20 protein-coding genes, 1 pseudogene and 1 riboswitch are annotated in these 22,438 nt (G+C 54.9%); of the genes and pseudogenes, 11 read left to right on the forward strand and 10 right to left on the reverse strand.

The window, feature by feature from the left end; all coding sequences use genetic code 11:
- Positions 1-313 precede the first annotated feature (313 nt).
- On the forward strand, positions 314-1,903 hold the full coding sequence (purH, locus tag SPL01S_RS23150) for a bifunctional phosphoribosylaminoimidazolecarboxamide formyltransferase/IMP cyclohydrolase (RefSeq protein WP_004953982.1): 1,590 nt from the start codon (positions 314-316) through the stop codon (positions 1,901-1,903).
- 48 nt (positions 1,904-1,951) lie between these two features.
- Positions 1,952-3,235 (forward strand): phosphoribosylamine--glycine ligase, encoded by a 1,284-nt coding sequence (purD, locus tag SPL01S_RS23155; RefSeq protein WP_063203025.1) that lies wholly within the window; start codon positions 1,952-1,954, stop codon positions 3,233-3,235.
- A gap of 50 nt (positions 3,236-3,285) precedes the next feature.
- Here purD and SPL01S_RS23160 read toward each other — a convergent pair whose 3' ends face one another.
- From SPL01S_RS23160 to nudC, 6 genes and pseudogenes are all read right to left on the reverse strand, one after another.
- A complete protein-coding gene (locus SPL01S_RS23160; RefSeq protein ID WP_063203027.1) occupies positions 3,286-3,957 on the reverse strand; it encodes a DUF1481 domain-containing protein in 672 nt (223 codons plus the stop codon).
- 36 nt (positions 3,958-3,993) lie between these two features.
- Complete coding sequence (gene hupA / locus SPL01S_RS23165) at positions 3,994-4,266, reverse strand: nucleoid-associated protein HU-alpha (RefSeq protein WP_004929874.1); 273 nt, start codon at positions 4,264-4,266, stop codon at positions 3,994-3,996.
- 189 nt (positions 4,267-4,455) lie between these two features.
- Entirely contained in the window at positions 4,456-5,046 is a 591-nt protein-coding gene (locus SPL01S_RS23170) for a YjaG family protein (protein WP_062869258.1), read from the reverse strand.
- Positions 5,047-5,094: 48 nt separating this feature from the next.
- Positions 5,095-5,728: pseudogene (nfi, locus tag SPL01S_RS23175) on the reverse strand (deoxyribonuclease V).
- A 9-nt stretch (positions 5,729-5,737) separates the two neighbouring features.
- On the reverse strand, positions 5,738-6,802 hold the full coding sequence (hemE, locus tag SPL01S_RS23180) for a uroporphyrinogen decarboxylase (RefSeq protein WP_006323156.1): 1,065 nt from the start codon (positions 6,800-6,802) through the stop codon (positions 5,738-5,740).
- A gap of 39 nt (positions 6,803-6,841) precedes the next feature.
- Positions 6,842-7,609: an NAD(+) diphosphatase gene (gene nudC / locus SPL01S_RS23185; RefSeq protein WP_006323154.1), complete on the reverse strand. Its 768-nt coding sequence runs from the start codon at positions 7,607-7,609 to the stop codon at positions 6,842-6,844.
- A 99-nt stretch (positions 7,610-7,708) separates the two neighbouring features.
- Between nudC and SPL01S_RS23190 the strand changes: the two genes are divergently transcribed.
- From SPL01S_RS23190 to SPL01S_RS23230, 9 genes are all read left to right on the forward strand, one after another.
- On the forward strand, positions 7,709-8,212 hold the full coding sequence (locus SPL01S_RS23190) for an Rsd/AlgQ family anti-sigma factor (RefSeq protein WP_004953964.1): 504 nt from the start codon (positions 7,709-7,711) through the stop codon (positions 8,210-8,212).
- A 39-nt stretch (positions 8,213-8,251) separates the two neighbouring features.
- A riboswitch (TPP riboswitch) is annotated at positions 8,252-8,375 on the forward strand.
- A 116-nt stretch (positions 8,376-8,491) separates the two neighbouring features.
- Positions 8,492-10,435: a phosphomethylpyrimidine synthase ThiC gene (gene thiC, locus SPL01S_RS23195; RefSeq protein ID WP_063203029.1), complete on the forward strand. Its 1,944-nt coding sequence runs from the start codon at positions 8,492-8,494 to the stop codon at positions 10,433-10,435.
- Entirely contained in the window at positions 10,428-11,066 is a 639-nt protein-coding gene (gene thiE / locus SPL01S_RS23200) for a thiamine phosphate synthase (RefSeq protein ID WP_063203032.1), read from the forward strand. The genes thiC and thiE overlap by 8 nt, the downstream gene beginning before the upstream one ends.
- A gap of 4 nt (positions 11,067-11,070) precedes the next feature.
- Positions 11,071-11,820 carry a HesA/MoeB/ThiF family protein gene (locus tag SPL01S_RS23205; RefSeq protein WP_063203034.1) on the forward strand — a complete coding sequence of 250 codons (750 nt, stop codon included), beginning with the start codon at positions 11,071-11,073 and terminating at the stop codon, positions 11,818-11,820.
- On the forward strand, positions 11,817-12,017 hold the full coding sequence (gene thiS / locus SPL01S_RS23210) for a sulfur carrier protein ThiS (RefSeq protein WP_004953956.1): 201 nt from the start codon (positions 11,817-11,819) through the stop codon (positions 12,015-12,017). The genes SPL01S_RS23205 and thiS overlap by 4 nt, the downstream gene beginning before the upstream one ends.
- Before the next feature lies 1 nt (position 12,018).
- Positions 12,019-12,798 (forward strand): thiazole synthase, encoded by a 780-nt coding sequence (locus SPL01S_RS23215; protein ID WP_004953953.1) that lies wholly within the window; start codon positions 12,019-12,021, stop codon positions 12,796-12,798.
- The gene (gene thiH / locus SPL01S_RS23220; RefSeq protein ID WP_063203036.1) at positions 12,798-13,931 is read left to right on the forward strand and encodes a 2-iminoacetate synthase ThiH; all 1,134 of its coding nucleotides are present in this window, start codon (positions 12,798-12,800) and stop codon (positions 13,929-13,931) included. Before SPL01S_RS23215 ends, thiH begins: the two co-directional genes overlap by 1 nt.
- Before the next feature lie 378 nt (positions 13,932-14,309).
- Positions 14,310-14,738, forward strand: a complete 429-nt coding sequence (locus tag SPL01S_RS23225; protein ID WP_063203037.1) for a thioesterase family protein — start codon at positions 14,310-14,312, stop codon at positions 14,736-14,738.
- Positions 14,739-15,025: 287 nt separating this feature from the next.
- Positions 15,026-15,841 carry a helix-turn-helix domain-containing protein gene (locus SPL01S_RS23230; RefSeq protein ID WP_063203039.1) on the forward strand — a complete coding sequence of 272 codons (816 nt, stop codon included), beginning with the start codon at positions 15,026-15,028 and terminating at the stop codon, positions 15,839-15,841.
- Here the strand turns inward: SPL01S_RS23230 and SPL01S_RS23235 are convergent.
- From SPL01S_RS23235 to rpoC, 4 genes are all read right to left on the reverse strand, one after another.
- Complete coding sequence (locus SPL01S_RS23235; protein ID WP_063203041.1) at positions 15,827-17,101, reverse strand: sensor histidine kinase; 1,275 nt, start codon at positions 17,099-17,101, stop codon at positions 15,827-15,829. The two genes, SPL01S_RS23230 and SPL01S_RS23235, sit on opposite strands and share 15 nt — an antisense overlap.
- Position 17,102: 1 nt before the next feature.
- Positions 17,103-17,567: a putative pterin-binding protein gene (locus SPL01S_RS23240; protein WP_063203043.1), complete on the reverse strand. Its 465-nt coding sequence runs from the start codon at positions 17,565-17,567 to the stop codon at positions 17,103-17,105.
- Positions 17,567-18,013: a GNAT family N-acetyltransferase gene (locus SPL01S_RS23245; protein ID WP_013811128.1), complete on the reverse strand. Its 447-nt coding sequence runs from the start codon at positions 18,011-18,013 to the stop codon at positions 17,567-17,569. Before SPL01S_RS23245 ends, SPL01S_RS23240 begins: the two co-directional genes overlap by 1 nt.
- Positions 18,014-18,183: 170 nt before the next feature.
- Positions 18,184-22,407 carry a DNA-directed RNA polymerase subunit beta' gene (gene rpoC / locus SPL01S_RS23250; RefSeq protein ID WP_063203045.1) on the reverse strand — a complete coding sequence of 1,408 codons (4,224 nt, stop codon included), beginning with the start codon at positions 22,405-22,407 and terminating at the stop codon, positions 18,184-18,186.
- Between the last annotated feature and the right edge of the window lie 31 nt (positions 22,408-22,438).

Here is a 22,438-nt window from a genome sequence, read left to right on the forward strand (position 1 = left end):
GTTCCTCGCAGGCCGCAACAGGTATTTTCGACAAAAACGATCGTTTGCTGCATTCCACAGCAAAACCCGTCCTTATACCCTGTTGTACACAACTTTATCCACAGAACCCATTTGCGAGGAAAATTTACGAGCACCGCGCAAACGTTTTCGCTACAATTCCTCGCGACGAAACGCTCCCTCTTTTATAAGGTCGTTACCTGAATCTGTGCCCGATTGCTCCTCTATAGAGAGAAAATCCTTTCCTTATAGAAAGAAGCAGGTGGAAATTCACGTAACGCTCTTTATTGCGACTCCAAAGCCAAGGGATAAAACCATGCAACAACCTCGTCCAATCCGCCGGGCTCTGCTCAGCGTCTCCGACAAAGCCGGTATCGTTGAATTCGCCGAAGCGCTTTCCCAGCGTGGCGTCGAACTACTCTCCACCGGCGGCACCGCCCGCTTGCTGGCAGATGCCGGCCTGCCTGTTACCGAAGTTTCCGACTACACCGGTTTCCCGGAAATGATGGACGGACGAGTTAAGACCCTGCATCCCAAAGTACACGGTGGCATTCTGGGCCGTCGCGGTCAGGACGATGCGATCATGGGCCAGCACGACATCAAGCCGATCGACATGGTGGTCGTTAACCTTTATCCGTTCGCCCAGACAGTCGCGCGCCCGGATTGCTCGCTGGAAGACGCCGTCGAGAATATCGATATCGGCGGCCCGACCATGGTGCGCTCCGCAGCCAAGAACCATAAAGACGTCGCCATCGTGGTGAAGAGCAGCGACTACGCCGCCATCATTACCGAGATGGATAACAATGATGGCTCGCTGCAATACGCCACCCGTTTCGATCTGGCGATTAAAGCCTTCGAGCATACCGCCGCCTACGACAGCATGATCGCCAACTACTTCGGCGCACTGGTTCCGGCCTATCACGGTGATACTGAACAACCTGCTGGCCGTTTCCCACGCACCCTGAACCTTAACTACATCAAGAAGCAGGATATGCGCTACGGCGAAAACAGCCACCAGCAAGCTGCCTTCTATATAGAAGAGAACGTTCAGGAAGCTTCTGTCGCTACCGCAGACCAGTTGCAGGGCAAGGCACTGTCCTATAACAACATCGCCGATACCGACGCCGCGCTGGAATGCGTGAAAGAGTTCGGCGAGCCGGCCTGCGTGATCGTCAAGCACGCCAACCCATGCGGTGTGGCGATCGGCGACGATATTCTGGCGGCCTACGAGCGCGCCTACCAGACCGACCCGACCTCGGCGTTTGGCGGTATCATCGCCTTCAACCGTGAGCTGGATGCCGCGACCGCGCAAGCCATCATTAGCCGCCAGTTCGTGGAAGTGATCATTGCGCCGAGCATCAGCCAGGAAGCCCGTACTCTGTTGGCCGCCAAGCAAAACGTACGCGTGCTGGCCTGCGGCCAGTGGCAGCAGCGCGTTGCCGCTCTGGACTTCAAACGCGTCAACGGCGGCCTGTTGGTGCAGGATCGCGATCTGGGTATGGTTACCGAGGGCGATCTGCGCGTGGTATCCGAACGTCAGCCAAGCGCTCAGGAACTGCGTGATGCGTTGTTCTGCTGGAAAGTAGCCAAGTTCGTGAAATCCAACGCCATCGTTTATGCGCGCGATAACATGACCATCGGTATAGGCGCCGGCCAGATGAGCCGCGTTTACTCCGCCAAAATCGCCGGAATCAAAGCGGCTGACGAAGGGCTTGAAGTGAAAGGTTCCGCCATGGCATCCGACGCCTTCTTCCCGTTCCGTGACGGCATCGATGCCGCCGCGGCGGTTGGCATCACCTGCGTGATCCAGCCTGGTGGTTCAATCCGCGACGACGAAGTGATTGCCGCCGCCAACGAGCACGGCATTGCGATGATCTTCACCGACATGCGCCACTTCCGCCATTAATCCCTTTTGCCGCGTGCGCTACGGCGCACGCTCTGCATGGAGTACCTGATGAACATTTTAATTATCGGCAACGGCGGGCGTGAACATGCGCTGGCATGGAAGGTCGCTCAGTCACCGCTGGCAGACAAAGTTTACGTCGCGCCGGGCAACGCCGGTACTGCGCTGGAACCAAACCTGGCAAACGTAGCGATCTCCGCCACCGATATTCCGGCGCTGGTTGCCTTTGCGCAGAGCCATGACATCGGTCTGACCATCGTTGGGCCGGAAGCGCCGCTGGTGATTGGCGTGGTTGACGCCTTCCAGGCCGCCGGCCTGAAAATCTTTGGCCCGTCCCAGGCTGCCGCACAGTTGGAAGGCTCTAAAGCCTTTACCAAAGACTTCCTGGCGCGCCATAACATTCCGAGCGCCGAGTACCAGAACTTTACCGACGTTGAAGCGGCGCTGGCCTATGTACGCAGCAAAGGCGCGCCCATCGTCATTAAGGCTGATGGCCTTGCCGCCGGTAAAGGCGTCATCGTCGCCATGACGCTGCAGGAAGCGGAAGACGCAGTACAGGACATGCTGGCCGGCAACGCTTTTGGCGACGCGGGCCACCGTATCGTGGTGGAAGAGTTCCTTGACGGTGAAGAAGCCAGTTTTATCGTGATGGTCGACGGCGAGAACGTGGTGCCGATGGCCACCAGCCAGGATCACAAACGCGTTGGCGATGGCGATACCGGCCCTAACACCGGCGGTATGGGCGCCTATTCCCCTGCCCCAGTGGTCACTGATGAAATCCACCAGCGCGCAATGGATCAGGTCATTTGGCCAACGGTACGTGGTATGGCCGCGGAAGGTAATACCTACGTCGGTTTCCTGTACGCCGGGCTGATGATTTCTGCAGACGGCCAGCCGAAGGTGATTGAGTTCAACTGCCGCTTCGGCGATCCGGAAACGCAGCCCATCATGCTACGTCTGCGTTCCGATCTGGTTGAACTGTGTCTGGCCGGGGCGGAAGGCAAGCTGGGCGAGAAAACCTCGGAGTGGGACGATCGCCCTGCTTTGGGCGTGGTACTGGCGGCCGGTGGATACCCGGGCGACTACAGCAACGGTGACGTGATTCAGGGCTTACCGCAGCAGGAAAGTGTCGACGGCAAAGTGTTCCATGCCGGTACGCGCATGCAAGGTGAGGATGTTGTCACTAACGGTGGGCGCGTACTGTGCGTGACGGCGCTGGGTGCAACGGTGGCGGAAGCGCAGCAACGCGCATACCAGTTGGCGAAAGGCATTCAGTGGCAGGGCAGTTTCTGTCGCAACGATATAGGCTATCGCGCGATTGCCCGCGGCAAATGATCTGAACGTCGCACCACAATCCAACGGGGCTCTGCATACAGAGCCCTTTTTTATAGCGTATCTTCTTTCGGTTCCCAGCGGCAAAAATCGTCGTTCGCCACCAGCAACAGTTCGCGTCCTTCAGGTGCATCCAACCAGGCTATATTCACCGGTTGGCCGCTGTTGTGGGCACGCCGCGCGATCCAGGCTTCCGCATTATTATCCAGCCCCGGTTTGATTGATTGCCCATCACAGGTTTGCACCACGCCCTGCTGCCAACGCCCTTGTATCAGCTTCACCTTACCGACGCGCAACGCCTCGCTCAGTTCAAGAACCCGCCGCGCCTGATATTGATACAAGGCGATTTCATCGCCGGTCAACTGCTCACGCCGCGTAGCCAGTTGGCGTTGCATAAAGCTCACCGTGCCATCATCGGCGAAGCGCAATTGAATGGAGTCTTGGTCGCGATCGGCGTCAGTGCGCTTAATCTGGCGCAGTTCGCCGTTCTGGTATTCGTACAGGGTGGTGACCGTGCCTGGCCCGCGATAAGGGCTGTAGACACTCATCAGCACCTGTGGGCGTTGCTGGTCGTCGTCTTTACGCCACAGACGCATAACGCCCTGGTCAGCCACATAGCCGCTGGCGGTAAAAGTGGGGGGATCGGAATGACTGCTGCAGGCGCTTAGGCCACCGGCAATGCCAATGGCCAGCAGCGCCTGTCGGACAAACAAAAGGGGCGCCATCGCCCCTCTGCTTAATCTTTTCACCAACACGCAGTATTACTTAACTGCGTCTTTCAGTGCTTTACCAGAAACGAACGCAGGCACGTTGGCAGCTGCGATTTTGATTTCTTTACCAGTCTGTGGGTTGCGGCCAGTGCGCTCGCTACGATGGTTTACCTTGAAAGTACCGAAACCAACCAATTGTACCGCATCACCTTCTTTCAGAGACTCAGTAATAGCAGCCAGGGTGGATTCCAGAGCCAGTTTAGCTTGTGCTTTGGAAAGGTCAGCCTTGTCCGCGATTACATCAATCAGTTGAGTCTTGTTCATAAGTTATCCTTACAGTGTGTTTATCGTTTGCAAAGCATCGAGTGCGACGGATATGCCGATTGACAGCACCCTCCTGCATACACGCACCGATAGCCACTTTTTTTACGCCCCCCAAATGTAGACCAGACAGGGTGCGGATGTGAAGCCTTAAGGCATGACAAATCAGGCGTTAAATCACGTTTTCTTGCCTTATTGCGTTAAATTTATCCCGATGTTACTTACCGCGGCCTCGCGAAGGTCCGAACGCAACCCTTTGATCAGTTCTAAATCACGCTCTTCGCAGTCAGCCAACAGGCGGAAAATTTCCCATTGAATGTCCCATTCTTCCTCTACCGCAGGCAGAACCTTCAACTCATCGTCGGTCATTTCTTTACCGGCCTGAGTCATTTCCAACATCGCCACGGTGCGAATTGAGGTTTCGCTGATGGCAATGGCGTGCTCCAGCGTCTCCCCGCTGAGCCGCGAATGGATCAGTTCCCCTAATGCGATACAGGCGTCAATCGCCGGGTAAACGCCGTAAAGATCGTAATCTTCTGCCGAGGGGATCGCCTCTTCCAACTTCTCCAGTTGGTTGTCAAAGTTGACCTTGGCATCCTTCACCACCAGGGTTTCCCACACCAAATCCAGAATGCGGCGGTAAATGGCCGGATCGCCGAACTCGGTCTGCAGGCAGAACATCTGGTAATTCGGATACATACGCTCGCACAAACTGGCCATAAAGGTCAAATGTTGCCAGCTTTCAAGCTTTTCCAGACGTAAATGAATCGGGTTACGTAGCATTATTCACTCTCTTACGCGTTATCTGCGCCGCAGTGTACCCGAAATCGGTCATTGCGGCACCTCTGGATGCTGTTGCAGCCAGCGCTGGAAGGCCGGCCGGCGCGAAGCAATGGCATCGGCCCAGCGCGCTGTCGGTGCTGACGCGGTGGCCGCTGGCAATAAACAACGGGTTGCAACGTACCTTGCTCCGCCACACCCAGCCAAGCTGTTCGCCTTTATCCTCCAGCGGCGCCAGCGCACCGGCAGCAACATCAAGCGGGGCGAATTTACCGCACAGGCGCTTCTTTGCCACGCCGATGGTCGGCACGTTGACCAACAACCCAAAGTGGCTGGCAACGCCCAGGCGGCGCGGATGCGAGATACCATGGCCGTCGACCAAAACCAGCTCTGGCTTCTGTTGCAATTGCTCCCACGCGGCAAGCAACGCGGGGTATTCGCGGAATGAAAGAAAACCGGGAATATAAGGCATGGTGGTAGCCACGCGGGCAATCTGGCATTCAACCAGCTCCAGCGACGGATACCGCAGGATGGCGATGGCGGCTCGCGTCACCGCACCTTCCTGCTCAAAACCCACGTCAGCGCCGGCGATAAAAGCCGGCGTATCGACCAGAAAGTCATCGTGGCGGATGACTTCAGACGCGAGCCGCAACTGCTCTGCGCGCAGGGCTTGGGTATCGATCACATCCTTTCCTTAACGATGGTATTTCGCCGATTGCGCGTGAACGGCTTCCACAAACACGCCGGCATTTTCCGGCGGTACGTCCAGATGAATACCATGGCCCAGGTTGAACACGTGGCCCTCGCCGTGGCCGAAACCGGCGAGAATGGTTTCCACTTCCTGACCGATGCGTTCAGGCGACGCATACAGCATGGACGGATCCATATTCCCCTGCAGCGCCACTTTGTCGCCTACGCGACGGCGCGCATCCGCGATATCGGTAGTCCAGTCCAGACCCAGTGCGTCACAACCGGTCGCCGCCATCGCCTCCAGCCACTGGCCGCCGCCTTTGGTGAATAACGTGACCGGTACGCGGCGGCCGTCGTTTTCACGCAGCAGCCCGTCGACAATCTTGTGCATGTAGTGCAGCGAGAATTCGCGATAGTCGCGGCCGGTCAGCACGCCGCCCCAGGTATCGAACACCATCACCGACTGCGCACCGGCTTTAATCTGGGCGTTAAGATACAAAATGACGCTGTCCGCCAGCTTATCCAGCAGCAAATGCAGCGTGGCCGGTTCGGCGTACATCATTTTTTTCAACTTGGTGAAGGCTTTGCTGCTGCCGCCTTCCACCATATAGGTCGCCAGCGTCCACGGGCTGCCGGAGAAGCCAATCAGCGGCACTTCGCCTTTCAGTTCGCGACGGATGGTGCGTACGGCGTTCATCACATAGCCCAGTTCTACTTCCGGATCGAACACCGGCAGTTTGTCCACGTCGGCACGGCTGGTGATGGGTGAAGAGAAGCGTGGGCCTTCACCGGCTTCGAAATACAGGCCCAGCCCCATAGCATCGGGAATGGTGAGGATATCGGAGAACAGGATGGCGGCATCCAGCGCATAGCGGCGCAGCGGTTGCAGCGTAACCTCACAGGCCAACTCCGCGTTCTTGCACAGCGACATGAAATCGCCGGCTTGAGCGCGGGTAGCTTTGTACTCCGGCAAATAACGACCGGCCTGACGCATCATCCATACGGGGGTCACATCCACCGGCATACGTTGCAACGCGCGCAGGTAACGATCGTTCTTCAACTCATTCATCATAGGGCTCCCTTATTCATCTGCCGTTATTGTAGCGATTTATTGCTCACGGCATAAGGCTACGGTGTCCTCTATCAGGCGGCGCGCCACGGTGCCGGGTGGCGGCAACAGCGGCAACTGGTCATAACGGTACCAGCCGGCGTTCAGCAGCTCTTTCGGATCGTGACGAATCTCACCGCGGTGGTAATCGGCCATAAAGGCCATCATCAGCGAATGCGGGAACGGCCAGGGCTGAGAAGTCACATAACGCAGGTTTTTGATTTCAATATTACTTTCTTCCATCACCTCGCGTGCGGCCGCTTGCTCCAGCGTTTCGCCGACCTCGACAAAACCGGCCAGCACAGTATGAATGCCGCCGCGATGACGCACATGCTGCGCCAGCAGGATCTCATCGTCACGTCGAATAGCGACGATCACGCAGGGTGCAATCTGCGGGTAGTAACGCTCCCGACAGTGACCGCACAAACAGGCGCTCTCGGTACGGCTCAGGTGCATCTCATGGCCGCAATAACCGCAGAAGCGATGAGAGCGGTAAAAGTCGGCCAGTTGCACGCCGCGCCCGGCAAGCTGAAACAACCCGCGATCGAGCTCGAGCAGTTGACGCACCGAGCCCATATCCTGCGGCATCGTCTGGCGCACCAGCCACACCGGCAGCCCTTCCCATTCACCAATGGTGCGCGCCATTCGCCCCTGCAGGGAAAACGACGACGCCGAACCGAACGGCAATTCACCGCGCGGTAACCAAAGTTTGCTTTCATGGCTGACGATCCACCAGCCATTTTCATTACCCGTTAATGCAAGTTCCATATCGTTGTTGCACAACCTCAGCTTCACTGGCACTCTACAAATCGGCCTTGTTACATTTTAATAACTTACTGTTACTTTTTATTACTTACGGAGTCAAACATGCTCAACCGTTTGGAAAGCCTGACTCAGCGCGTTGGTGGTAGTAATGAATTAGTTGATCAATGGCTTCAGGCGCGCAAGCAGTTGCTCGTCGCCTATTGCACCCTCGTGGGCATCAAACCGAACAAAGAAAAGCATACGCCGCTGAATGAAAAAGCGCTGGAGAACTTTTGCCATAATTTGGTGGATTATCTCTCTGCCGGGCATTTTCATATCTATGACAGAATTATCAAACAAGTGGAAGCCGCACCCAGTCCGAAAATGTCGCTATCGGTAAACATCTATCCCAAACTTTGGGTCAATACCGAGCAGATCATGACTTTCCACGATCGCTATACCGAAGTAGATATCGATCAGGACGTGTGCATGGAATTCCACCGGGCGCTCTCGGATATCGGTGAAACACTTGAGGCACGCTTTGCCCTGGAAGATAAGCTGATCCAACTGGCGACCAAAGCCTCGCAGCAACCTCTGCCGGATAAAGCGGTGGATCAGACGCGTTAGAATTTTGTAGTTTTTTTTATTAACCCTCCTATACTGGAGGGCATCTTGTCGGAGTGCCTAGCGCTGATTTGCTCATCAAATTGGCCAGGCTGAGACCGTTAATTCGGGATCCGCGGAACCTGATCGGGTTAATACCCGCGAAGGGAACAAGAGTAATCTATCGCCACTGGCAGGGCTTCCCGAACGGGGGATACCTCCGCCTTGCCGGCCAGTATCATTACTCCCTCCGAGCTCCAGACAAGCAATTTTCCCCACTCATCACACTGGTAGGAATTTGCTATGTCTAACGTTAAAAAACCGCGCGCCCGTAAAGAACAGCGCGAAGAAGCCCAGCAGTTTATCGACACTCTGCAGGGCGTATCCTTTCCCAATTCACACCGCATCTATCTGCAAGGCTCGCGCAGCGATGTTCGGGTCCCGATGCGTGAAATCCAGCTCAGCCCGACGCTGACTGGCGGTGACAAAGACAACCCGCAATACGAGCAGAACGAAGCTATCCCGGTATATGACACCGCCGGCCCGTACGGCGATCCGCAATCCGAGCTCGATGTGCATCGCGGCCTGGCGAAACTACGCGCCGGCTGGATCGAAGAACGCGGCGATACCGAAGCCCTCAAAGGCGTCAGTTCCGGATTCACTCAGCAACGCCTGGCGGACGAAGGGTTGGATCATCTGCGCTTCGAGCATCTGCCGCAGCCGCGCAAGGCGCAACCGGGCAAATGCGTCACCCAGTTGCACTACGCTCGCGCCGGCATCGTCACTCCGGAAATGGAATTCATCGCCATCCGCGAAAACATGGGCCGTGAGCGCATCCGCGGCGAAGTGCTGCGCCACCAGCATCCCGGCCAAAGCTGGGGCGCTAACCTGCCGCCAAACATCACGCCGGAATTCGTTCGCCAGGAAGTGGCCGCCGGCCGCGCCATCATTCCCGCTAACATCAATCACCCGGAAGCCGAGCCGATGATCATCGGCCGTAACTTCCTGGTGAAGGTCAACGCCAATATCGGCAATTCGGCAGTGACTTCGTCGATCGAAGAAGAAGTGGAGAAGCTGGTGTGGTCCACCCGCTGGGGTGCAGACACCGTGATGGATTTGTCCACCGGCCGCTATATCCACGAAACCCGTGAATGGATCCTGCGTAACAGCCCGGTGCCGATCGGCACGGTGCCTATCTACCAGGCGCTGGAAAAAGTGAACGGCGTGGCGGAGAACCTGACCTGGGAAGTGTTCCGCGATACGCTGCTGGAGCAGGCCGAGCAAGGCGTCGACTACTTCACCATCCACGCCGGCGTGCTGCTGCGTTATGTACCGATGACCGCCAAACGCCTGACCGGCATCGTCTCTCGTGGTGGTTCGATCATGGCCAAGTGGTGCCTGTCGCATCATCAGGAAAACTTCCTGTATCAACACTTCCGCGAAATTTGTGAAATCTGCGCCGCCTACGACGTATCGCTGTCGCTGGGTGACGGCCTGCGCCCCGGTTCGATTCAGGACGCCAACGACGAAGCGCAGTTCGCTGAGCTGCACACGCTGGGCGAACTGACAAAAATCGCCTGGGAATATGACGTGCAAGTGATGATCGAAGGCCCAGGTCACGTACCGATGCAGATGATCCGCCGCAACATGACCGAAGAGCTGGAACACTGCCATGAAGCGCCGTTCTATACCTTAGGCCCATTGACCACCGATATCGCACCCGGTTATGACCACTTCACCTCCGGCATAGGGGCCGCGATGATCGGCTGGTTCGGCTGCGCCATGCTGTGCTACGTAACGCCAAAGGAACACCTGGGCCTGCCGAACAAAGAAGACGTAAAGCAGGGATTGATCACCTACAAGATCGCCGCCCACGCTGCTGACCTGGCCAAAGGCCACCCAGGTGCGCAAATCCGTGATAACGCCATGTCCAAAGCTCGCTTCGAATTCCGCTGGGAAGATCAGTTCAATCTGGCGCTCGATCCCGCCACCGCCCGTGCCTATCACGACGAAACCCTGCCGCAGGAGTCCGGCAAAATCGCCCATTTCTGCTCAATGTGCGGGCCGAAGTTCTGCTCGATGAAGATCTCGCAAGAGGTGCGCGACTACGCCGCCGCGCAGGAAGCGGCCAAGCCGATAGAGGTGCAGCTAACCGGTATGGAGAAGATGTCGGCCGAGTTCCGTTCACGGGGCAGCGAGCTGTACCACAGCGTCGGTAACCTGCAGGAGGAGATGAACAATGACTGATATCGCCACGCCTTTCCCCGCCACGCCGCACAGGCTGGGGTTATACCCGGTCGTCGACAGCGTTGAATGGATTGCCCGCCTGCTGGAGGCGGGCGTAACCACGATCCAACTGCGCATCAAGGATTTGCCGGATGAGCAAGTCGAGGATGATATTGCCGCCGCCATAGCCCTCGGCAAGCAATATCACGCCCGGCTGTTTATCAACGACTACTGGCAACTGGCGATTAAGCACGGCGCCTATGGCGTACACCTCGGTCAGGAAGATTTGGATACCACCGATCTGGCGGCGATCCATCGGGCAGGATTACGGCTTGGCGTTTCCACCCATGACGATGCTGAATTAGCCCGGGCAATCGCAGTCAAACCCTCTTATATCGCGCTAGGGCATATCTTCCCAACCCAAACCAAAGAGATGCCTTCCGCACCTCAAGGCTTGGCTGAGCTGAAACGCCATGTCGCCGAACTGGATGACTATCCAACGGTGGCGATCGGCGGGATCGGGATTGATCGCGTGGCGGCAGTGCTGGATTGCGGCGTCGGCAGCGTAGCCGTAGTCAGCGCTATCACCAAGGCTCCGGACTGGCGTGCGGCCACCGCGCAGCTTTTGCAACTGATCGAAGGCAAGGAGTGACTCGATGCTTAACGATCAAGAATTTCTGCGCTACAGCCGACAGCTGCTGCTGGAGGACGTAGGTCCGCAAGGCCAGGAAAAGCTTAAACAGGCATCGGTTTTGCTGGTCGGACTGGGGGGATTAGGGTCCCCAGCCGCACTCTATCTGGCCGCTGCCGGCGTCGGCACGCTGCTGTTGGCCGATGACGATACGCTGCATATCACCAACCTGCAGCGTCAGATCCTCTACCGCAGTACCGACGTTTCCAAAAGCAAAGCCGCTCTGGCGCAGCGTCAGTTGCAGGCGCTGAATCCGCAGGTGGAATCCATCGCGCTGGAACAGCGTCTGCAGGGAAAAACCTTGCAAGATGCCGTGGAGCGCGCCGACCTGATCCTGGATTGCAGCGATAACATGACAACCCGCCATGAGGTGAACGCCGCCTGTATCGCCGCCGGCAAACCGCTGATCAGCGGCAGCGCGGTCGGCTTCAGCGGCCAGTTGCTGGTGATTGAACCGCCCTATGCCCACGGCTGCTACGCCTGTCTGTACCCGGAGCAAACCGAGCCGCAACGCAACTGCCGTACCGCAGGCGTGCTCGGCCCGGTAGTTGGCGTCATTGGCACCCTGCAGGCGCTCGAGGCGATAAAAATGCTGGCGGGCATGCCCTCGTCGCTCAGCGGCAAGTTGCGGCTATTCGATGGCAAGCAGCAAAGCTGGAGTACGTTGCAGCTCAGCCAGGCCAGCACCTGCCCGGTATGCGGAGGCACGGCATGAAAATCCGGCTGAATGACCAACCGCTGGAACTGGCGCAACCACTGAGCGTCACCGCCCTGCTTGAGCAGTTGGAACGCCACCAGCCAGGCACCGCACTGGCGATTAACCAAACTATCATCCCGCGCGCCGATTGGGCTAACCACCAGGTGCAGGACGGTGATGACATCCTGCTGTTTCAAGCGATTGCCGGAGGCTGACATGCTGCAAATCGCCGATACCACCTTTACCTCACGCCTGTTTACCGGCACCGGAAAATTCGCCACCCCTGCGCTGATGCTGGACGCGCTGCAAGCCTCCGGCTCGCAGCTAGTGACCATGGCGATGAGGCGCGTTGACCTGCGCGGCGGCAACGATGCCATTCTTGCGCCACTTCAACAGTTGGGCGTGCGCCTGTTACCCAATACTTCGGGCGCCAAAACCGCCGCTGAAGCCGTGTTTGCCGCCCGACTGGCGCGTGAGGCGCTTGGCACCCATTGGGTAAAACTGGAAATTCATCCCGACGTGAAATATCTGCTGCCGGACCCGATTGAAACCTTGAAAGCGGCTGAAACGCTGGTTAAAGAGGGCTTTGTGGTATTGCCCTACTGCGGTGCCGATCCGGTGTTGTGTAAACGGTTGGAAGAGGTGGGCTGCGCAGCGGTGATGCCGCTCGGCGCACCGATAGGATCCAATCGCGGACTGCGGACCCGCGACTTCCTGGAAATCATTATCGAACAGGCCAAAGTGCCGGTGGTGGTCGATGCCGGCATCGGTGCGCCAAGCCATGCGCTGGAGGCGATGGAACTGGGTGCCGATGCGGTGCTGGTGAATACGGCAATCGCCGTGGCGCGCGACCCGGTACAAATGGCACGCGCGTTCCGTTTGGCACTGGAAGCCGGTGAGCTGGCTCGCCAGGCCGGGTTGGGAGGCCGCAGCCGCAATGCAGTGGCCTCCAGCCCACTGACCGCCTTCCTTAGCCAACCTGGGGAGGCATTGTGATGGCAGAGGATTTCAGTAGCCGCTGGCAACAGCTCGATTGGGACGATATCTCGCTGCGCATCAACGGTAAAACTGCGCTGGATGTCGAACGGGCGCTCAATGCGGAAAAATTGACGCGTGAAGACTTTATGGCGTTGATCTCGCCCGCGGCTGCGCCCTACCTGGAGCCGCTGGCGCAGCGTGCACAACAGCTGACGCGCCAACGCTTTGGCAACGTGGTCGGCTTCTACGTGCCGCTGTACCTGTCCAACCTGTGCGCCAACGACTGCACCTATTGCGGTTTCTCGATGAGTAACCACATCAAACGCAAAACGCTCAATGCTACCGAGATCGAGCGCGAATGCCTGGCGATTAAGGCGTTGGGCTTCGAGCACCTGTTGCTGGTCACCGGCGAACACCAGAGCAAGGTCGGCATGAACTATTTTCGCGATCATATTCCGGCGATCCGCACCCACTTCAGCTCACTGATGATGGAGGTGCAGCCGTTGGCGCAGGAGGAATATGCAGAGCTGAAAACGCTGGGGTTGGACGGTGTGCTGGTGTACCAGGAAACCTATCATCCTTCCACTTACCAACAACATCACCTGCGCGGCCAGAAACAGGACTTTCACTGGCGACTGGCCACGCCGGATCGTCTCGGCCGCGCGGGGATCGACAAGATCGGCCTTGGCGCGCTCATCGGGCTTTCCAATAGCTGGCGCACCGATTGCTACATGTTGGCCGAACACCTGTTCTATCTCCAGCAAACTTACTGGCAGAGCCGCTACTCAATTTCATTCCCGCGCCTGCGTCCCTGCGCCGGCGGCATCGAACCGGCATCAATCATGAGCGAACCGCAACTCGTACAGTTAATCTGCGCCTTTCGCCTTTTCGCTCCTGACGTAGAGCTTTCTCTGTCGACACGCGAGTCGCCGTTCTTCCGCGATCATATGATCCCGGTAGCGATCAACAGCGTCAGCGCCGGCTCCAAAACCCAACCCGGCGGCTATGCCGACGATGTGCCGCCTGAACTGGAACAGTTCGAACCACACGACGGCCGCACACCGCAACAGGTGTCGCAAGCTATCAGCGACGCCGGTTTGCAGCCGGTATGGAAAGACTGGGACGGATATCTGGGGCGCAGCGCGCAGTAATTTGCAATCTTTGCAGCACCGTTGGAAATGCCATGGAAGCACCGCGCAAAGCCTGCAGAGGCTGCTGGTATGGGAAATCAGCGCGGCTATAGTGGCGATGCTGGCTTCCGAATCCGGCACCAGCCGGAGCCGCTATTTTCTCAACGGCTCTGCTTACCAACCCCCGGATCGCGCCGGATACCCTCCCGCGCGACTCCGGGACCTCCTAATGTTTGACTCCTCCCGCATTCATCTCGCCGGTCTTTTGACAAAATAAACTGGTTGGACCACATTTAAAGTTTGATCGCCGACGCGGTCTGATAACTCTGCGAGATAACCACTATGAATCTGTACCTGCGACTGATCTGGGTTTTACTCTCATCGTGCTGGAAACCACGTATGTCGATGGACGCTTTGACCAACCAACTGGCGACCCGAGTTTGGCTGAATGACATCGACCTCAATCTGCATATGAACAATGGCCGCTACATGACGGTATGCGATCTGAACCGGGTCGATTTGTTTATCCGTACCGGCCTGATGGCGTTGATGCTTAAACGACGTTGGTCACCGATCATCAGCCAGCACACCATGGATTACAAAAAGGCGTTGCAGCCGTTCCAGCGCTATCAGGTCAGCATGAGCATTACCCACTGGGACGAACGCTATTTCTATGCCACCCATACTTTCAGCGTTGGCGATCGGATCGTCGCTCAGGGCACGTCGCGGGCGGTGATTTTAGGGCGAGAAGGTGTGGTCGCACCGGACGTGGTGATAGCAAGCGTCCGGCAATATCAGCAACGTCGCAGTGATGCAGTGAGTCCCTGATGCTGTAATGGCACTGGTGTTGGCCGTGTATCTTTTTACTGCCTGCACTCGTCTTGGAGGCGAGTGCAGGCAGCTTATTTTGTGAGACTGGCAGCCCCCCCAGGAACGCAAATCACACGTATGAGTGCTAATTAATCATATCAACGGTAAAATGTGAATGCTTTTTGAGTGTCTTTTAATGAAAAATTGAGTTCTTTTTGAGTTTAATTAATAAAATCAAACGGATATAGCCGCAGCCATCCTGACATCATCTATAATCGAGCCAACAGATAGCCTCGGGACACAAAATGCTCGTGGTCAACGTCAGGAAAATCGAGGTGATCATGAAGAAAGCGCTAAATTACGCAGATGCAATCAGTACGCTGCTGGCCCAGAAAGGGGTTGGAGACAGAAAGCACGCATCAACGATGGCGAGCATACTGAACCTCCAGTACAACAGCGCCAAGCAGAAACTGGACGGTAAAAGAGGCATCACTCTCGACGAGATAAAGAAGATATTTCAATACTTCAACGAATCGTTTGGAGGGCGCAGAGCCCATAACTGCGTCTTTATCATGAACAACATACATAAACGATGCAATATTGAGGTTGACGACAAGCCGGTAGATCACATTGAGGATACGGAAACCTATGCGTTCAGAAAAAACGATCTTTTTATTATTAACACCGACAGAGATAAAAGCGTGGGTGCAGAGCTGTATAAGGTCAGAAAAATAGACTTTTTGCCCACACCAAGGATAGCCATACTCGACAACGATCAAGACATACTGGAGTTGCTGAAGAAAATCACCACCCGCTACGGGATTGAAACAGATACCTTCCCAACGGCGACGGCGATCATCGATGGCCTGGAGCAGCACACCTACGAGGCCTTTATCCTTGATTGGCTGTTAGACTTCGGCGAGACGTCCGAAAAGGTCGTAGAAAAGATAAAAGACCTGATGCTCCCCCCTGCGCAGATCATCATCCTGACCGGCCAGTTAAACCACTATGAGAAAAACATAGGCGATATGATATTAAACTACGACGTGCATTTGGTTGAGAAGCCGGCTAAGCCGCTCATTATCTCTTCGCTGTTGCTTTCCCATTTATTCTTCAACTGATTTTATTGGCAGGCAAATGAGGAATGACGACCCTTTGCCCACGGCTGATTTCACTCTGATGGTGCCTTTCATCCTGGTCACATAGTTCTTTATAATGGTTAGCCCCAAGCCCAGCCCCTGACGCGTCTCCCTTTCCAATCCCTGATTGAATGCCTTATATAATCTGTCAATATTTTTCACGTCAAAGCCGATGCCGTTATCCTTCACCAGAAGATAAAGGCGGCTATTACAGACCTTCACATTCACGATAACCAGGCCGCCATGCGTATATTTATCGGCATTGCCCAACAGGTTGACGAGTATTCGATATAGTTTGTACTTATCGGCATGGATTTTCCCTGCATAAGACGAATGTCGGATAATAAATTGATTGCGACCTTCCCCGCTCACCGCGGCGACGGCATCGTCAACCACTTCATTGAGTGAAAACAGGGAATCATTTACCTTTACCTCCCCCATTTCAAGCCGTGAGTAATCCATCACCTCGCGCGTTTGCTCTGCAATTTTATTGCCATGGTGCGAGATGAGCCTGGCTTCTTTCTTCAACTCATCCTGAACCAGCTCGTGCTCCATGATGTCTGCCGCAATCACGATAGCCTGCGTTGAGCCAGCGATCTCATGGTAGATGGAAGAAATAAATATGTTCTTATTCTTAACTATCTCCTTCAGTGAAAACGCGTTCTTCAAGATAAGAAACATCATCAAGAAAATCAGCACCAGCGAGAACATGGCAAATAGCTCGGCTTTACCTGAATTGTCTTTGATGATGTCTTTAACCTCGGTGAAGTTCCTTATCTGTATTTTGTAAATCATCTCTTGAATATCGACCAGGGTGATTTCCATCTCTTCCATAAAAGAGAGTATATCGGCTCTATTTTTCTTTCCACTTAACAGTTCAACGCTGAGCTTATCCAGTTCGGCATACTGACGTTTCAAAACCGCCACTGTTTTTATAAACTCTTCGTCATAATAAAAAGAGTCGTTTAACGTAGAACGGCTTTCAAGAATGGCAATCTTTGAGGCAAATATTTTCTTCTTGAGCATAAAACTATCGTAGTTATCCTCGTCGCCCAGCAGTAGTGCGGTTTTCGTCCGTTCGAAGGATAAAAAGAGAATTTCAGCAACGGAGTAGTTATCGAGATTGGGTTCAATCTGCTTGTATCGATCTTTCACATTACCGAAATTTACGGCAATCAATAAAATCAACAGCACCAGCACCGCAACCAGGGAGATAAGGGTCCCGATAAATTTCTTGCTCATTTCACTTAACCTCTAGCATTTTTATTTGCCAAACGGTTTTTGCGTTCACATCAATGTTGTTCAACTCTGGGTAGCTATCGCGAGGATAGATAATCGCAAACGGCCCCAACTCCGAAACATCCATGAGCTCACCATTTTTCTTATAAGCGATAATGACTTTATATTTAGATAGCTCGGCGGCTGGCATTGAATATGAATAATCATCCCATGCAAAAGCGCGAACATTGTTTCCCGTCAGCCCATATTCTTTTGCCAACGAGGTGAACTCAACACCGGTAAAAACGGCCTCAGGTGTGAAGTTGGTCGAGGTTTTAATCGAAGAGGATGGCATCGCCTCTAACGCCTGCAGCGTAATCTTGACCTTCTCGCCATCGCTCTTTTTAAGATAAAAATAGTCAACGCCCGCATAAAGCGGAACGCTAAAAAGAGAAGTCAGAAATAATGCTATCAGTCCTTTGATTTTCATTATTTATCGCCTTTATGTTTAACCAGCTCTGCCTGCCCAAATTCATCCTTGCCAATGGCAACCCAGCCACGCCGCTGATAAAACGCCTCAGCCTTGGAACCAGGATCTGTGGTTAGGTGGATTTCGTCTGCGCCATTATCGAACATCCACCCGGTCACAAAACTCAGCAACTGGGAGCCAATACCTTTCGACTGATATTCCGGTTTAACAAACAACCCACCTATCAGTGGATCCGGAATAAAAAGACCTAAACCAACACCAGCATAATCGCTACCGTACTTACAAATCCATCCTCCTCCCTGATTGATATCTTCCAACGCCTGTTTTCGCTGGAGGTATTGAATTTGGTGCGGGTGAAGAAGATTCTCTTCGACAGAGAATCTGATCTCATAAAGATAAGGCAGGTGTTTCTCGGTGAGTTTTTCGAAGGTGAGAAGGCTGTCCATATTTTCACTATCCTTAGCAGGTTAGACACATAAGCAATTTACTCATTATGTATACTTTTTCCATAGTTGCAAAACTTGTCAGCCTTTGTAGCAAGTAAAAAAAAACCGCCCCCGAAGGAGCGGTTTATCTGGCAAGGTCCGGCATACCGGACCCCAGAGCATATCAACGATTACTCGTCGTTACCGCCCAGGTTACCAGCGTTCAGCAATTCAGCCAGGTTAGCTGTCGCTTCTTCCGCGCTTACCTGCGGAACAACCGGCACTTCACCCTGTGCTTTACGGCGCATACGATCCTGGTGATAAGCGTAACCGGTACCGGCTGGGATCAGACGGCCCACGATGACGTTCTCTTTCAGGCCGCGCAGTTCATCACGCTTACCGGCAACAGCCGCTTCGGTCAGAACGCGCGTCGTTTCCTGGAACGATGCTGCGGAGATGAAGGACTCGGTCGCCAAGGAAGCCTTGGTGATACCCAGCAGATCGCGTGAGAAGGTTGCCTCGATTTTGCCTGCAGCAGCAAGTTGACGGTTGGCAATCTTAACGCGAGACACTTCAGCCTGCTCGCCTTCCAGGAACTCGGTGCTACCAGCACTAACGATGGTGCCTTTACGCAGCATCTGACGAACGATAACTTCGATGTGTTTATCGTTAATCTTAACGCCTTGCAGACGGTAAACTTCCTGCACTTCGTTGGTGATGTAGCGGGTAACCGCATGCACACCACGCAGACGCAGAATGTCGTGCGGAGACTCTGGGCCGTCAGAAACAACGTCGCCACGCTCCACAATTTCGCCTTCAAACACGTTGAGCTGACGCCATTTTGGAATCATCTCTTCGTATGCGTCGCTGCCGTCCAGCGGAGAGATTACCAGGCGACGTTTGCCTTTGGTCTCTTTACCGAACGAGATAATCCCGCTGATTTCAGCCAGGATTGCCGGCTCTTTCGGACGACGTGCTTCGAACAGATCCGCAACGCGTGGCAGACCACCGGTAATATCCTTGGTACCGCCGGATTCCTGAGGAATACGCGCCAGGGTATCACCCGCACCGATCTGAATGCCGTCTTCCAACTGCACAATCGCTTTACCCGGCAGGAAGTATTGAGCAGGCATATCAGTACCTGGGATCAATACGTCGTCGCCTTTGGCATCAACGATTTTCAGTGCCGGACGCAGGTCTTTACCGCTACCGGTACGCTCTGCGCTGTCCAGAACGACCAGAGAAGACAAACCGGTCAGTTCGTCGGTCTGGCGAGTAATGGTCTGGCCGTCAACCATATCAGCGAAGCGGATGAAACCACTCACTTCGGTGATAACTGGCATGGTGTGCGGATCCCAGTTAGCAACGGTTTCGCCGCCGTTAACTTCTGCACCGTCACCTTTGCCCATGACAGAACCGTAAGGCACTTTATAGCGTTCTTTGGTACGGCCGAATTCGTCGATCAACTTCAGTTCGGTGTTACGAGAGGTGATCACCAGCTTGCCTGTGGCGTTCATAACGAACTTCACATTGCTCAGCTTCAGAGTACCCTTGTTTTTCACCTGGATGCTGGATTCAGCAGCCGCACGAGATGCCGCACCACCGATGTGGAACGTACGCATCGTCAGCTGTGTACCCGGCTCACCGATTGACTGTGCCGCGATAACGCCGATAGCTTCGCCTTTGTTGATGATGTGACCACGTGCCAGGTCGCGACCATAGCAGTTTGCACACACACCAAAGTCGGTTTCACAGCTAACTACGGAACGGACTTTAACGCTGTCGACAGAGTTCTCTTCCAACAGGTCACAGGTCTTCTCATGCAGCAGCGTGTTGCGTGGAACCAGAATGTCCGCCGTACCCGGCTTGATGACATCTTCTGCAGTTACACGGCCCAGAACGCGTTCACGCAGTGGCTCTTTAACGTCGCCACCTTCGATAACCGGAGTCATCGTGATGCCGTTGTGAGTGCCACAGTCGTCTTCGGTAACCACCAGATCCTGCGCCACGTCAACCAGACGACGGGTCAGATAACCGGAGTTAGCCGTTTTCAGTGCGGTATCCGCCAAACCTTTACGAGCACCGTGAGTGGAGATGAAGTACTGGAGTACGTTCAGACCTTCACGGAAGTTCGCGGTGATTGGCGTTTCGATGATGGAACCGTCCGGCTTCGCCATCAGACCACGCATACCGGCCAGCTGACGAATCTGAGCGGCGGAACCACGCGCACCGGAGTCGGCCATCATAAAGATGCTGTTGAAGGAAACTTGCTGTTCCACAACGCCGTCACGGTTAACCACGTCTTCAACCGACAGGTTTTCCACCATCGCTTTAGCAACACGTTCGTTCGCCGCAGCCCAGATATCGATCACTTTGTTGTAACGTTCACCGGCGGTTACCAAACCAGACTGGAACTGCTCCTGGATCTCGGCAACTTCGGTTTCCGCTTCTTCGATGATCTCCGCTTTCTTGGCTGGGATAACCATGTCATCGATACCTACTGAAGCACCTGAACGGGCTGCATAGGCAAAACCGGTGTACATGATCTGGTCAGCAAAGATAACGGTCGGCTTCAGGCCCAGGATGCGGTAACAGGTGTTCAGCATCTTGGAGATCGCTTTCTTGCCCAAAGGCTGGTTAACGATCGAGTACGGCAGACCTTTTGGCACGATCATCCACAGGATGGCGCGACCAACGGTAGTGTCGATGATCGAAGTCTGGTGTACAGACTCGCCTTCGGTGTTTTTGATCTCTTCGGTGATACGCACTTTGACACGCGCATGCAGAGAGGCCAGACCGGCGCGATAAATACGCTCAGCTTCTTTCGGGCCGCTCAGCACCATGCCTTCGCCTTTGGCGTTAACACAGTCACGGGTCATGTAGTACAGACCCAGTACAACGTCCTGAGAAGGAACGATGATTGGCTCGCCGTTCGCAGGTGACAGGATGTTGTTGGTAGACATCATCAACGCACGCGCTTCCAGCTGGGCTTCCAGCGTCAGCGGTACGTGTACAGCCATTTGGTCACCATCGAAGTCGGCGTTGTATGCCGCACAAACCAGCGGGTGCAGCTGGATTGCCTTGCCTTCGATCAGAACCGGTTCAAACGCCTGGATACCCAAACGGTGCAGGGTTGGTGCACGGTTCAGCAATACCGGGTGTTCGCGGATAACTTCGTCGAGGATGTCCCAAACGACAGCTTCTTCGCGCTCAACCATTTTCTTGGCGGCTTTGATGGTGGTGGCCAAGCCACGCAGTTCCAGCTTGCCGTAGATGAACGGTTTGAACAGCTCCAGCGCCATTTTCTTAGGCAGACCGCACTGATGCAGACGCAGGTATGGACCTACGGTGATTACAGAACGACCGGAGTAGTCAACACGTTTACCCAACAGGTTCTGACGGAAACGACCTTGCTTACCTTTGATCATATCGGCCAAAGATTTCAGAGGACGTTTGTTGGAACCGGTGATCGCACGACCGCGACGGCCGTTATCCAGCAGGGCATCTACCGCTTCTTGCAGCATACGCTTTTCGTTGCGCACGATGATGTCAGGCGCAGCCAGATCCAGCAGGCGTTTCAGACGGTTGTTACGGTTGATTACGCGGCGGTACAGATCGTTCAGATCTGAAGTCGCGAAACGACCACCATCCAGCGGAACCAGCGGACGCAGATCCGGTGGCAGTACCGGCAGCACGGTCAGGATCATCCACTCTGGCTTGTTGCCAGACTGTACGAACGCTTCCAGCAGCTTGATACGCTTGGTCAGCTTCTTACGCTTGGTTTCGGAGTTGGTTTCGTTCAGCTCTTCACGCAGCTGCTCGCATTCCGCTTCCAGATCCATGTTTTTCAACAGGGCCTGAATGGCTTCCGCACCCATCTTGGCGTCGAATTCGTCACCGAACTCTTCCAGCGCATCCAGATACTGCTCTTCAGTCAGGATCTGACGACGCTCGAGGTTGGTCATACCGCCTTCAACAACCACATAGGATTCGAAGTACAGTACACGTTCGATGTCACGCAGCGGCATATCCAGCAGCAAACCGATGCGCGAAGGCAGCGATTTCAGGAACCAGATGTGCGCAGTCGGTGAAGCCAGCTCGATGTGGCCCATGCGCTCACGGCGCACTTTGGTCTGGGTCACTTCAACGCCGCACTTCTCACAGATCACGCCGCGGTGTTTTAAGCGCTTGTACTTACCGCACAGGCACTCATAGTCTTTTACCGGCCCAAAGATACGGGCGCAGAAAAGGCCGTCACGTTCTGGTTTGAACGTACGGTAGTTAATGGTTTCCGGCTTCTTAACTTCACCGAACGACCACGAACGGATCATATCTGGCGATGCCAGAGCAATCTTGATCGCATCAAACTCTTCGGTCTTAGTTTGCGCTTTCAGAAACTTCAATAAGTCTTTCACGGATTGGCTCCTGTCGGAGTTAAACCTGTTG

The sequence above is a fragment of the Serratia plymuthica NBRC 102599 genome, from assembly GCF_001590925.1.
GTDB lineage: Bacteria > Pseudomonadota > Gammaproteobacteria > Enterobacterales > Enterobacteriaceae > Serratia > Serratia plymuthica.